This is a genomic window from Mycobacterium simiae, from assembly GCF_008370645.1.
GTDB lineage: Bacteria > Actinomycetota > Actinomycetes > Mycobacteriales > Mycobacteriaceae > Mycobacterium > Mycobacterium simiae_A.
This window is the reverse complement of record NZ_VTZN01000470.1, coordinates 1-660: the sequence shown is the minus strand read 5'-3', so window position 1 is coordinate 660 and position 660 is coordinate 1. Positions and strand designations below refer to the sequence as shown.

Sequence of the window (660 nt, the reverse complement as noted above, 5' to 3'; positions counted from 1 at the left end):
GCCGGTGCCACTGGCGGCGCTGGTGGGTCCGGAGGTTTTGCAGACGCGTTCGGCAACAGCAGTAGCGATTTTGCTACCGCATTTGGCGGCGTAGGGGGAGCCGGGGCCGCCGGCGGGGAAATGGGTGGAGATGGTGGTGCCGGCGGGCGAGGCGGCGACGCACTTGTAAGTAGCGCCGGCACCATGGCCGCACTAGGCGGCCAAGGCGGGTCCGGCGGAGCCGGCGCCGTCGGTGCCGCCGGCGCGGCAGGTGGGACCGGGGGAACGGGTGGCAATGGCGGGCGCGGCGGGCTGCTGATCGGCAACGGCGGAAGCGGCGGCGCGGGCGGTCTCGGCGGCACCGGCGGATCCGGCGACGGCGGCGGCTCCGGCGGCGTCGGCGGCATGGGCGGTAGCAGCACGATCAACTCTGTGCCGGGCGGTACCGCCGGCAGTGGCGGCGCGGGCGGCGCGGGCGGGGACGGTGGCGACGGCGGGGATGGCGGATCCGGCGGGGCCGGCGGTAGCGGCGGGGCAAGCGGACTGCTAGCAGGCACCGGAGGTGGCGGCGGGGCCGGGGGACTCGGCGGCACCGGCGGGACTGGCGGCCTTGGAGGTGACGGGGCTCAAGGCGGTTTGCCCGGTGGGGTGGGCGGCGCGGTCGGACTCGGTGGCGGCGCC

The 660-nt window shown here is 77.3% G+C and carries 1 pseudogene; it reads left to right on the top strand.

Features of this window, described 5'->3' with window-relative positions:
* Positions 1-660: pseudogene (locus tag F0Q45_RS28365) on the top strand (PE family protein); the annotation flags it as partial.